The sequence below is a fragment of the Hungatella sp. SL.1.14 genome (assembly GCF_024460495.1).
Taxonomy (GTDB): Bacteria; Bacillota; Clostridia; order Lachnospirales; family Lachnospiraceae; genus Hungatella; species Hungatella hathewayi.
In genome coordinates this window covers 201,615-214,085 of the sequence record NZ_JANFYJ010000004.1, presented here as the reverse complement: position 1 = coordinate 214,085, position 12,471 = coordinate 201,615, and the positions used below count along the sequence as shown (strand labels likewise).

Genomic DNA, 12,471 nt, shown 5'->3' with positions numbered 1-12,471 from the left:
ATTGTTAAAACAAATTGGAGCTGATATGATACAATAAATATAAAATAATAGAACTGTTTTAGGTAAAGCAAATGAAACGTATCACAGGGGGGAATATGCATTCATTCGTTCAAAAGCTGAATATCAGCCTTTTTAAGAAAATAATTACCATCTTTTTAATTGTTCTTGCGCCAATTTTTATACTGGGGATTTACATACGAAACTGGGGTGCCGATACGGTGCGCGATGAGCTCTCAAAGTCGTCAACAGCCCAGATTGAATTCTACTTAAACCAGCTTGAAGAGGAGATTGAGCGGCTTAAGATCCTGCAGTACACCTGCTTAAACGATGAGCATCTGGGACGACTTGCGGTACAGTACAGCATTATGAGTCCTTATGAGATTGTCAGTGACATGAGACAGCTTCAGTCGCGCCTGACCGCGATAGAATACAGCAGCAGCTATGTAAAGAATGTCAGCGCCCATATTTTTTCGATCGATAAAACGGTATCTTCTGAAAACGGCGTCGACGGAGTAGACTCTGAAGTATATGAGCGGATTTCTGCAGCTGCCGGGCTGAAAGGCGCACAGATCATCCGGTATGAAGGCGGACTGTATCTGACTACCGTCTACCCGTTAGACCAATCAGGACAGAACAGCAATTATGTGATAGAAGTAGAACTGAATCAGGACGTATTCCGGGAAGATTTAGAACAGTTTAATATCTATCCTGACAGCGGATCATTTTTAATCGACTTGACGAATTGGAATGAGATTTCGGCAGTGAGTACGGGAAAACTTTTGCAGCCCAATGATATCCTGGACAAGTTCAGTATCGCGGATAAAAGCGGGACGAATCTGGGCAGAATTGGGGATTACCGGTATTGCTCTGTTTATGCCAAATCGGATTACTTAGGCATGCTGCTGCTTCGTTATCTTCCGGAAAACATGGTATTTATGCCGATGCAGATTTTTACCAGCTGGATATGGATCTTTATTATTGTGTCAATCCTGGTGATTCTTATTTTTTCACTGTTCATGCACCGCTACATCAATAAACCCATTAAAAATCTGGTCGAAGTTTTTCGGCAGGTGGAACATGGGAATTTACAGACCAGTTTAAATCCGGATACCGTTAAATCGTCCGAATTTGCTTATCTTTATACCCGGTTTAACAAAATGGTTGACAGCCTGAATCAGCTGATTGATCAGGCATATAAGCAGAAAATTTTAACGCAGCGTGCGGAGTTAAAACAGCTTCAGGCGCAGATCAAACCTCATTTTCTTTATAACAGCTTCTTCATTATCAACACGATGGCACAGCTGGGGGATGAGAATCTGATCGAGTTTACAAATCATTTGGGAGAATATTACCGTTATCTTACCAGAAATACTGCGGATATCATCCCTCTTTGTGAAGAAGTGGAGCATGCCCGTACCTATACCAGAATTCAGACCATGCGTTTTTCAAAAAACCTGGAAGTTGACTTCAGTCCATGCCCGGAAGCGTTTGAACAGTATCCGGTTCCGCGGCTGATCATTCAGCCTTTAATTGAGAATGCCTTTGAGCATGCAGTTGATAAGAGAATGAAGGACAGAAAGATAGCGGTCTCGTTCCTGGTATGTCAGGAAAGGCTGCATATTATGGTTGAGGACAACGGCAAAAATTTAACGGACGAGATGCTCTTAAAACTGCAAAAAGATCTGATGGTACAGTCTGATGACATAGAAGTGACGGCACTGCTTAATATTAACAGACGTTTGAAACTGCAGTATGATGACGCCAGCGGGGTGCTGCTTAAGCGCAGTTCTCTTGGAGGGCTTTGCGCAGAACTGGTGTTGGGAGTTTCCATAACAAGAAGGGGGTAACATGTATCGGCTTTTAATTGCAGATGATGAGGAAATCATAGTCAATGGTTTATACGATATTTTTTCGAATCTTGACAGCGTGGAGCTGGATGTTTATAAAGCGTATTCGGGAGAGGAGGCGATCGGCTGGCTGAGCCGTACAAGGATTGATATCGCTTTGACTGATATTCATATGCCGGAAATCGATGGTCTCCGGCTGCTTGATGAAATTAAGAAGCGCTGGCCATGGTGCCGTGTAATATTTCTTACGGGACACAGTGAATTTAACTATGCATATCAGGCAATTCAATACAGCAATGTGAGATATATTTTAAAGACAGAGGGATATGACAAGATCATAAGGACTGTTGAGAGTGTGGCCCGGGAACTGGACGATGAAAATCAGACAAATGAGATGATACAGAATGCAAAGGACCAGATCGATCTGGCACGGGATCTGTTTTGCCAGAAATATTTTTTTGCACTGCTTAACAATGACAGTTCTTTGAAAATGAATGCGGAAGAATTCGAAAGGCTTTTTATCCATTTGGATGCAGATGAGCCTGTTATGCTGGTTCTGGGGGAAATCCTGACATTGCCGAAATCAGTTGATTTCTGGGAGAAAAATCAGATTATGTATTCCATTAAGCAGCTGCTGGTCAGATATTTTTCCATGCATGTCAACAGTCTGGCAGTTCCACTGGGAGATGACAAAATCGCTGTTTTCGTACAGACACGAAAAGCGGCTGGCTGTACGGACCAGGACGACAGGAGTATGAGCGTATTCTTAAAAGGAACGCTGGAGATGGTCCAGTCTGCCTGCCGGGAAAAACTGAATACCCCGGTTAATTTTGTGTTGGCCGAAAAATCATGTAAGTGGGGAGAGATTGCCGAAAAATACGTAGCTCTCATGGAATTGGCCAGCCGCCATATCAGCCATGATATGGAAGCAATCCTTGACGAGAGAGACTACAGGAAGCAGATACAGGCATTTGTTCCTGCCGTCAAAGTGCAGCCGGACAGTGCTTCCGCCCTTTTACAGGGGCTGCTGTACCGCAAAGATTTGAGTGATCTGTATCACTGTGTCGAGACGGGTGAGGAGGAGGCTTACTTTGATCTCCTGGGAACGTGGCTCGATCCGCTCAGTAAAATACGGGATAAAAACGACGCAATTGCACTGGAGGCGTACCAGACCATCATAACCTTTTTCCTCTCCTGTATGAACCGTTCCCGGCTGGTACCGAGATTTTCCGCGTTTTGCAATTTAAACAGGCTGCATGACAGTGAAAATTATACCACCTGGGAGGAGGCGGCCAGGCATTTGACAGAGCTGTCCCATATGCTTTTTGATATGCAGAAGGAGGAACAGTGCAAAAGAACGAATGAAATTATAGACTTTGTACAGCAGTATATCGAAAGTCACCTGTCAGAGGATTTATCTCTGACCAGCTTATCAGAAAAAACGTATTTGAATCCATCGTATCTTTCCAGGCTTTATCATCAGACAACCGGCCATAAGCTTTCCGGTTTTATCGAAAGTTCCCGCATAAAAAAAGCAAAGGAACTGCTGGAAAATCCTTATGAAAAGATCTATGAAATTGCAAAGAAGGTGGGATACGATACCGCTGCATCTTTTACGCGTCTTTTTAAAAAGGCAGAGGGGATCTCGCCTTTAGAATACCGGGATTCTTTTCAGTCTGCCCAAAGGCAGGAAAGTCAAAAATAGGAAAAGGATGTAAAAATATGTGAACCTTCGGAGAAAACCTTGTAAAAATGTGTAAAAGAAATCAAAAGATGATTGTAGATTATGACTAAAAATACGGTTATAATAATAGTACAAATTGGTAATAAATTATAAAACAAGGAGGGCTATATGAGAAAACGTATTTTTAGTATTGGCATATCTGCTGTTATGATCGGCAGTTTGCTGCTGACCGCCTGCGGTGGGAAAAGTTCAGGGGGATCGTCATCTTCGGCAGGCGAAACAGGTGAAGCCGGTACGGCTGCTGTGGGAGAGAGTACTGCCGCGGAGGCTGGAGATCCGTTTGGAAAATACGATCCGCCAGTTAAAATGACATTTGCACGTACGGTAGATAATGATTTAAATGACAATATCCTGCCGAAAACTCCGGGCGAGACGATTGACAAGAACAGGTGGCTGGATTTGTATTCAGAGGAATTAGGAATTGATATCAGTTACGCATGGACTGTGAGGGGTGGTCTCAACGATGACGCCTATACACAGAAGTTAAATGTTACGATTGCTTCCGGTGATCTGCCGGATGTTCTGATTGTGAACCGTACACAATTGAAACAGCTGGCAGAATCAGACATGATTGCAGATATGACGGATTTTTACGATACCTATGCCAGCGATCTGACAAGGGAGGTATATGATTCAGAAGGACCTGGAATCCTTCAGTCGGCAACCTTTGACGGTCGTTTAATGGCTGTGCCTTACGCAGATGCTTCGGTAGAGAGCACCCATTATTTATGGCTTCGCCAGGACTGGCTGGATAAGCTGAATTTAGAACCGCCAAAGACGATGCAGGATTTACTCAATATTGCAGAGGCCTTTGCCAAACAGGATCCTGACGGGAACGGCGTGGATGATACGTATTCGCTGGCCATTACAAAAAGTCTTTACAGCGGCGCCATGGGTGTAGAAGGATTTTTTGCAGGATACCATTCCTATCCCAATATGTGGGTAAAGACGGATGACGGAAAACTTGCCTGGGGCAGCGTGCTGCCGGAAACAAAGGATGCTTTAAAGGCTCTGGCAGATATGTATGCTGCAGGGGAGATCGATCCGGAGTTTGGAATCAAGGACGGCGCAAAGGTTGCGGAGATGATCGCAGCAGGAAAGCTGGGGATTGATTTTGGTGAACAGTGGAATCCGATGTATCCGTTGATCAGCAACTATCAGAATGATCCGGAGGCAGACTGGGTTGGCTATCCGATTGTATCTGCAGATGACACACTGCCGAAGGTTCCCCAGAAGTTCCGTACCCAGTGGTACTATGCGGTACGGAAGGATTATCCCAATCCGGAAGCTGTCGTCAAATTAGTGAACATGCACCTTGAAAAAAACTGGGGTGAGGATAATGACTTTAATCATTACTATATGCCGGTAGAAAATGGGGCGGTAGGTGTATGGAAGTTTTCACCGGTTGCACCGGCTCCGACGAATAAGAACCTTGAGGCGTTCAATGAGATCGAAAAAGCCCGTAAGCTTGGTGATATGAGTATCTTAGAGGGCGAACCCGCTGTAATTCAGAGTAATCTGGAGGCATGGGAGGCCGGAGATACCACTCAGTGGGGCTGGGATAAGATTTATGGAAAAAATGGAGTTTTCCATGCACTGAACAGTTATATCGAGAATGACCAGATAATGAGAGAAGAATTTGTTGGCGCGCCTACACCGACTATGGTGGAGAAACAGGCATCTTTAAAGACCATGGAGCTGGAGATGTTTGTCAGAATCATTATGGGAGACGCTTCGATCGATGAGTTCGATAAGTTCGTTGAAAACTGGAATGCCCTTGGCGGAGCTGAAATGACAGAAGAGGTTAACGAATGGTATCAGTCCGTTAAAAAATAGGAATGGGGTTGCGAGAGGAAAGGTTTCATAAAAACTTTTCCTCTCATTTTTTAAACAGGAAAGAGAGGAACCTTTTATGAAGCGCAGAAGAATGCGGGAACTGCCATTACACCTGATGATTTTACCAAGTGTGATCATGCTGATTTGCTTCAGCTATTTGCCAATGGGAGGAATTGTGATTGCCTTCCAGAAGTTTATTCCGGCCAAAGGCCTGTTCGGTGATCAGAAATGGATTGGATTTGAGAATTTCAGTTATTTGTTTAAACTGCCGAACTTTACCAGTGTACTCTGGAATACACTGTTTATCGCCGTTATGAAGATCATTTTCGGGCTTGTGATTCCGATCGTAGTTGCCATACTCATCAATGAAGTAAAACACAGTTCATTAAAAAAAGGAATTCAGACGGCCATTTACCTGCCTCATTTTCTGTCCTGGGTGGTTCTGGGAGGTATCTTTATCGATATCCTTGCACCGGGAGACGGACTGGTGAATCAGGTGATCAAAGCCCTGGGAGGCGAGCCGATCTTCTTTCTGGGAGATAATAAATGGTTTCCGTTTACATTAATCGTGACTGAGACTTGGAAATCCTTTGGATATGGGACGATTGTCTACCTGGCGGCCATTACCGGCATCGATTTGAGCTTATATGAGGCAGCCCAGGTTGATGGTGCAAACCGCTGGAAGCAGATTTGGCACATTACTCTTCCCGGCATGCGGATGGTAATTGTATTGTTAATGGTATTAAGCCTGGGAAACGTGCTCAATGCCGGATTTGACCAGGTGTTTAACATGTACAGTCCGCCTGTGTATGCAAGCGGAGACATTATTGATACATTTGTGTACCGGATCGGCATGCTGGAGGCGCAGTTTGGAGTTGCGACGGCAGTGGGCCTGTTTAAATCCGTTATTTCACTGACACTGATTTCAGTTTCTTACTGGTTTGCCTATAAGTTTGCAGACTATCAGTTATTTTAGGAAGGGAGCAGTATATGAAAACTCGTAAAAAATTCAAATGGTTTCCGGTATTGAATACGGTCTTTCTGCTCATGCTGGCGCTGATCTGCGTGATTCCGCTGATTCATGTGGCCGCCGTTTCATTCAGTTCCAGCGCGGCGGCCTCGGCGGGAAGTGTTTCGCTGTGGCCTAAGGAATTTACTTTAAATTCTTACTCCTTTGTGGCAAAGCGTCCCGCTTTCTGGCGTTCCATGAAGGTCTCGGTGGTACGAATTATCATGGGCGGAGGCTTAAGTATATTGCTGACGATTACGGCTGCTTATCCGTTGTCTCAGCCAAAGGGAAGCTTCCGGTTCAGAACGGTTTACGCGTGGTTCTTTTTTATCACAATGATTTTTAATGCAGGGTTGATTCCCTGGTATATGGTGATCCGGCAATTTGGTCTTCTGGACAGCATCTGGGCTTTGATTCTTCCCAGCGCCGTTCCTGTATTCAGCGTAATTCTCCTGCTCAATTTCTTCCGGGAGGTTCCAAGAGAACTTGCGGAAGCGGCCTTTATCGATGGGGCGGGCCATTGGCGGACCCTGTGGACGATTTACGTGCCGCTGTCGAAGCCGGCGCTTGCCACACTCTTACTGTTCTCTCTGGTAGCGAACTGGAACAGCTGGTTTGACGGACTGATTCTGATGAATAATCCGGATAACTATCCATTGCAGACCTACATACAGACCATTGCGGTTCAGCGATCCTTCAGTATGATGACGAGAGAAGAGATTCAGCAGATGGCGACAATATCAGACAGAACCCTGCGGTCGGCACAGATATTTTTAGGTTCCCTGCCGATTGTTATGGTATATCCGTTCCTTCAGAAATATTTCGTGAAAGGTATCGTGTTGGGAGGAGTTAAGGGATGAGAGGAAAACAGGCATTTAACCCGTATCTGCCATCATGGGAATATATCCCGGATGGGGAACCGCATGTGTTTGAAGGCCGCGTATATGTGTACGGCTCACATGACCGTTTCAATGGCTTTGCATACTGTTTAAATGATTATGTTTGTTATTCGGCGCCGGTCGGTGATTTGAGCGACTGGAGGTATGAGGGTGTGATCTATAAAAAGACGGATGACCCTGTCAATCAGGAGGGCAGCATGTGCCTTTATGCACCGGACGTGGTTAAGGGGGCTGACGGCAGATATTATCTGTATTATGTTCTGGATAAGGTTCCTTTTGTATCGGTAGCCGTCAGTGAAAGCCCTGCCGGGAAATACCGGTTTTACGGCTATGTGCATGATTCGGAGGGGAGACGTCTGGGGGAACGGGAGAATGACCAGCCGCAGTTCGATCCGGCCGTGCTGATGGAGGGAGACAACGTCTATCTGTATACGGGATTTTGCGGTCCGGGAGACCGGACCCGGAAAGGAGCCATGGCAACGGTCCTGGGTCCGGATATGGTGACAGTGACAGCGGAGCCTGTGATTGTGGTACCGGGAAATTGCTACGGTGCAGGGACAGGATTTGAAGGGCATGAGTTTTTTGAAGGACCATCCATCAGAAAGTGTAAAGATACGTATTATTTCGTCTACTCATCGAGTCAGATGCATGAATTGTGCTATGCGGTAAGCCGGTACCCGGTAAAAGGCTTTACTTACGGCGGTGTCCTTGTAAGCAACTGCGATGATAACATTTCAGACGGAAAGCCGGCTGGTCTGCACACATATGTTCCCGGTAATAATCATGGCGGTATGGTGGAAGTTCAGGGGCAATGGTATATTTTTTATCACAGGCATACCAATGGAACCAATTTCAGCCGCCAGGGCTGTGCCGAACCGATTCAGATCCTGGAGGACGGCTCCATTTTACAGGCCGAAATGACCTCATGCGGTTTAAACGGAGGCCCCTTGGCCGGAAAAGGGGAGTACCCGGCTTACATTGCATGTAACCTTTTTTCTAAAACGATGGATAATGTCCATTTACTCCACCATGCAGGCTGGATCGATGGAAAGTATGCCAGGATTACACAGGATGGCCGGGATGGGGATAAAGAGCCGGGGTATATCGCGAATATGCAGGATTCCACGATAGCCGGATATAAATATTTTGACTGCAAAGGCATTACCAGGATATCTCTCAAAACAAGAGGCTATGGAAACGGCTGTTTTGAAGTAAAAACCGCATGGGATGGTGAGACTTTGGGAAGGATCCCGGTTGGATATTCCAATGTATGGGTGGTCAGTTCTGCCGCGATTGAGATTCCGGATGGAATCCATGCGCTGTATTACGAATTTAAGGGAGAGGGAGGCGCCAGCCTGGCCTCATTCACTCTGGAATGACGGGGGCGCGTATCTGGTGGACCGATCTGCCTGATCCTGATGTAATCCGGGTAGATGATACGTATTATATGTCAAGTACGACCATGCATTTTACACCTGGCTGTCCGATTATGAGATCAAAGGACCTGGTTCACTGGGAAATCATTACTTATGTGTATGATATTCTGGAAAATTGTGATGAGATGACTTTGCAGAATGGAAAGCATGACTATGGACGGGGATCATGGGCCAGCTGCATCAGATATAACGGCAATACGTACTACGCTGTATTTACAGCATACAATGCAGATAAAACATACATTTTTCAAACAGAGAGTATAGAAAACGGTCAGTGGAAGAGGTACATACTGCCAGGCATTTATCACGACATGTCCCTTCTTTTCGATGACGATGGTAAGGTTTACATGGTATATGGAAGCGGTGTGATCCGGGTGACAGAATTAACGGAGGATGCCCGTGCAGTAAAGCCCGGCGGTCTGAACAGGGTAATAATTCCTGAAACAGACGCGGGCGGGAGGGGCGGCCTGCCCGCCGAGGGCGCCCATATCTATAAGAGAAATGGAATGTATTATATTTTTCTTATTTCCTGGCCTCCCGCGCCCCTGCACTCAGGCAGAAGGATTGAACTGTGTTACCGTTCGGACAGAATTGACGGAGTGTATGAGGGCAGAGTTGTTCTGGACAGTGATATGGGATTTCATAATATGGGAGTCGCACAGGGCGGAATCTTTGAGACTGCCGGGGGTGAGTGGTACTCTCTGCTGTTCCAGGACCACGGTTCCACAGGCAGGATTCCGGTGCTTGTTCCGGTTACATGGGAAGATGGCTGGCCGGTATTTGGCGACGGTGGAAAACTTCCGGATATGGGTACGGAGGGAGTTGAGACCGGAGGGACCGATGTGGTTAAATCCGATGATTTTGACAGCCGTGCGCTGGCAGTTCAGTGGCAGTGGAACCACAATTGTGATAACCGGTACTGGTCGCTTCATGAAAGACCGGGCTGGCTTAAGCTGACGAATGGTACGATCTGCCGTAATCTGTCGGATGCGCGTAATACGCTGACGCAGCGGACCTTCGGTCCTGTCTGTTCCGGCAGGGTTCTGCTGGATGTATCTGAGATGCAGGATGGTGATTTTGCAGGTCTTGGCGCTTTTCAGGATCAATACGGCTATGTCGGTGTAGAGATTGTGGCTGGCTCGGCAAGGGTGATTATGAACAGAGCGCAGCCGGAACCATTTGAGCCTGCCAATATGTGCTATGAGACCGGAAAACCGGAGGTAACAGCAGAAAGCATACCGTTCGTGCAGCGGACGGTACATCTGCGTATTGATTTTGATTTTCGTGATATGGCGGATACTGCTGATTTTTATTACAGTCTCGATGGCAATAGATGGAACAGGATTGGGTGCAGGCTGAAACTGTCATACAGGCTGACTCATTTTGTGGGCTACCGCTTTGCGCTGTTCAGCTTTGCTACAAAAAAGACCGGAGGATCCGCATATTTTGATTATTTTAAGGTAACCTGAGAGGAGAGAACATGAAAAAAGCAGAAATTATAATCGATAAATACTTTTTGACTGGCGATGTGGATAAAAGAATATACGGTTCTTTTATTGAACAGCTGGGGCGGGCGGTCTATGGAGGAATCTATCAGGAAGGGAACAGTAATTCTGATGAGCAGGGATTCCGCAAAGATACCCTGAAACTGGTAAAGGAGCTTGGAGTTCCGATCGTGCGCTATCCGGGAGGAAACTTTGTCTCTGGTTTTCACTGGGAGGACAGCGTGGGTCCAAAAGCACAGCGCCCGGCAAGGACGGAGCTGGCCTGGAAGGTAATTGAAACGAATGAATTTGGGTTAAATGAGTTTGCAGACTGGTCCCGAAAGGCCGGAAGTGATGTTATGATGGCGGTTAATCTTGGCACAAGAGGTCCGGAGGATGCGAAGAATCTGCTGGAGTACTGTAATTTTGAGGGCGGTACGTATTACAGTGATCTTCGAAGAACTCACGGCTATGAGAAGCCGCATCAAATCAAGGTTTGGTGTCTTGGGAATGAGATGGATGGAACGTGGCAGATGGGTCATAAAACCGCAGGAGAGTATGGCCGGATCGCCTCAGAGACCGCACGGCTGATGAAGTGGCTGGATCCGGATATCGAGACCGTGGCCTGCGGCAGTTCCGGCCTGGCGATGCCGACGTTTGGCGAATGGGAATACCGGGTACTGGATGAGTGCTATCATGAAGTGGATTATCTTTCCCTGCACCAGTATTTTGGAAATCGCAGTGATAATACGGCCGATTTTCTTGCGGGATCGAAAGGAATGGATGATTTTATCTCAGGAGTCATATCACTCTGTGACGCGGTTAAGGCGAAAAAGCACGCAAAGAAAAGCATCCACTTATCCTTTGATGAGTGGAACGTATGGTATCACAGCAACGAACAGGATAAAAAGATCAGGCCATGGGAAAAGGCGCCCCACCAGCTTGAGGATGTATATAATTTTGAGGATGCACTTTTAGTGGGAAGTATGCTGATTACTCTTTTAAGGCATGCGGACAGAGTGAAAATTGCCTGCATGGCCCAGCTGGTTAACGTAATCGCTCCCATCATGACATCAGATACCGGAGCATGGCGTCAGACGATCTTTTATCCATATATGCATGCCAGTGCTTATGGAAGAGGAACGGTTCTGCAGACTCAGATTAAGGCGCCCGTCTATGAGAGTCAGAGCTATGGAGCCGTATCGATCCTGGACAGTGTGTGTATCTGGGATCAGCAGGCGGAAGCACTTACAATTTTTGCGGTGAATAAGGATTTGACGGAAGACGCAGAAGTTACATGTGACCTTCGCCAGTTTGAAGGATACCGGGTGAAAGAGCATCTGGTTCTGACCCATGACGATCTGAAGGCGGAGAATACGGAAGCTGCGCCGGATACCGTCAAACCGTCGTGTTCACAGGCTTCCAGGCTGGATCATGGTAAACTTACAATGGTATTTGGCAGACATAGCTGGAATGTGGTACGTCTGGAAAAAGAAAGATGAAATTTAGATTAGTGGTAATGATACATTAGATTGAAAGCGGAGAAGAAATTCTTTCCCCGCTTTCGGCCTTTTTATTGCTTAAGCGTAGGCCGCCATGCTGTGCCTGCAGAACTGTCAGCACGGTCTGTGACAGTTCTCTATAGTCTTAAGCAGACACTCCATTTCCCGGATCCCATTTTGCTGCGATACAAGGATTGACTGGATAACCGGCTTCAGCTCCTGGCAGACCGGAAACTGAAGTGCGTTCCGGGACATCTGGATGGCGCCTCTGTGATGAGGGATCATTTCACGAATAAAATCTGCATTGATATCATTGGTGGAGCATGCATTTCTCATATCGTCAAACATGGTCTGTGTGATCTGCCTGCAGTGACAAAGGAAAAACTCGATTTTCTGCTGCTGATTGCAGAACATCTGACAGCGGCTCCGGATGGCTTCCATGGTTTCGATGCTTTTTGTCTGTTCTTTAATGATCGATAATGCGATTTCCTGAAGCGGTATCAGCGTGGTGTACTGCAGAATGTTGCAGGACATCTCGATCGCTGCCTTGTGGTGCGGAATCATCTGAACAATATAATTACAGGAGATGCTGTTAGTCAGTTTGGCACCGTTCATCTGCTGTACCATTTGATCCAGTATGTTGTGAAAGCAGGTTAAGTATTTGTCTGTTACGATACTCATCGGTTCTTGTTTTGTCATTCTTTACGCCTCCAA

Annotated in this window: 9 protein-coding genes; 8 read left to right on the top strand and 1 reads right to left on the bottom strand. The window is 46.4% G+C overall.

From position 1 onward, the window contains the following. Nucleotides 1-95: 95 nt before the first annotated feature. The 8 genes from NE473_RS06385 to arfA all read left to right on the top strand — a co-directional run bounded on the left by NE473_RS06385 (nt 96) and on the right by arfA (nt 11,757). The gene (locus tag NE473_RS06385) at nt 96-1,847 is read left to right on the top strand and encodes a sensor histidine kinase (RefSeq protein WP_055649803.1); all 1,752 of its coding nucleotides are present in this window, start codon (nt 96-98) and stop codon (nt 1,845-1,847) included. A gap of 1 nt (nt 1,848) precedes the next feature. Continuing rightward, nucleotides 1,849-3,552, top strand: coding sequence for a response regulator transcription factor (locus NE473_RS06380; RefSeq protein ID WP_055649802.1), 1,704 nt, complete (start codon nt 1,849-1,851; stop codon nt 3,550-3,552). Between the two features lie 147 nt (nt 3,553-3,699). Then, on the top strand, nt 3,700-5,427 hold the full coding sequence (locus NE473_RS06375) for an extracellular solute-binding protein (protein WP_022031272.1): 1,728 nt from the start codon (nt 3,700-3,702) through the stop codon (nt 5,425-5,427). 76 nt (nt 5,428-5,503) lie between these two features. Beyond that, nucleotides 5,504-6,403 (top strand): ABC transporter permease, encoded by a 900-nt coding sequence (locus tag NE473_RS06370; RefSeq protein ID WP_022031271.1) that lies wholly within the window; start codon nt 5,504-5,506, stop codon nt 6,401-6,403. A 14-nt stretch (nt 6,404-6,417) separates the two neighbouring features. After that, a complete protein-coding gene (locus tag NE473_RS06365) occupies nt 6,418-7,296 on the top strand; it encodes a carbohydrate ABC transporter permease (protein ID WP_022031270.1) in 879 nt (292 codons plus the stop codon). Next, entirely contained in the window at nt 7,293-8,714 is a 1,422-nt protein-coding gene (locus tag NE473_RS06360; RefSeq protein WP_055649801.1) for a family 43 glycosylhydrolase, read from the top strand. Before NE473_RS06365 ends, NE473_RS06360 begins: the two co-directional genes overlap by 4 nt. Continuing rightward, nucleotides 8,711-10,240: a glycoside hydrolase family 43 protein gene (locus tag NE473_RS06355; RefSeq protein ID WP_055649800.1), complete on the top strand. Its 1,530-nt coding sequence runs from the start codon at nt 8,711-8,713 to the stop codon at nt 10,238-10,240. The genes NE473_RS06360 and NE473_RS06355 overlap by 4 nt, the downstream gene beginning before the upstream one ends. Before the next feature lie 11 nt (nt 10,241-10,251). After that, nucleotides 10,252-11,757, top strand: coding sequence for an arabinosylfuranosidase ArfA (arfA, locus tag NE473_RS06350; RefSeq protein WP_055649799.1), 1,506 nt, complete (start codon nt 10,252-10,254; stop codon nt 11,755-11,757). Between the two features lie 114 nt (nt 11,758-11,871). Here the strand turns inward: arfA and NE473_RS06345 are convergent, their stop codons facing one another. After that, the gene (locus NE473_RS06345; protein WP_055649798.1) at nt 11,872-12,456 is read right to left on the bottom strand and encodes a DUF305 domain-containing protein; all 585 of its coding nucleotides are present in this window, start codon (nt 12,454-12,456) and stop codon (nt 11,872-11,874) included. Nucleotides 12,457-12,471 lie beyond the last annotated feature (15 nt).